General features: G+C 67.2%; 1 protein-coding gene. It reads left to right on the top strand.

The features are described 5' to 3' along the window. Positions 1 to 588 (top strand): HNH endonuclease signature motif containing protein (locus RY1_RS30275; protein ID WP_169914883.1); only part of this gene is annotated, 588 nt, incomplete at both ends.

Genomic DNA, 588 nt, shown 5'->3' with positions numbered 1-588 from the left:
CCCACACCTCCCGGACCGGCCGCCCGCCGGATACTTCACCGCGCCCGCACCCACCCCGCACCACCACTACCCCCACCAACACCCCACCGAACAACACCATCGATCCTCGGCCACGAACACACACTCACCCACACCATCACCGCATTCCTCAACGCAGCCACCACCAACCCCACCCTCACCCTCGGACAACACCCCGACGGCCACGGCGGCCACACCACACCCCCACCCGGAGCCCTCACCTACCGACCCACCGCAACACTCGTCGCACTCGTCCGCGCCACCTACACCACCTGCACCTTCCCCTACTGCACCGTCCCCGCCGCCCGATGCGACATCGACCACATCGTCCCCTTCGACCACACCAACCCCCACACCGGCGGCTGGACCATCCTCGCCAACACCCACCCCCTCTGCCCCCGACACCACCACGCCAAAACACTCGAACTCTGGACCTGCGCCAAAATCGACGGCAACGCCATCTACTGGCACAACACCACCGGACTCCACCACATCACCCCACCCACCATCGGCACCGTCCTCATCCCCGACACCTACATCCACACCCGCCGACCCCACCACCCACCCACC

The organism is Rhodococcus yunnanensis NBRC 103083, assembly GCF_001895005.1.
In the GTDB taxonomy this organism is placed as follows: domain Bacteria; phylum Actinomycetota; class Actinomycetes; order Mycobacteriales; family Mycobacteriaceae; genus Rhodococcoides; species Rhodococcoides yunnanense.
The sequence above is the reverse complement of the archived record's forward strand: the minus strand, read 5'-3'. Positions and strand labels throughout refer to the sequence as shown.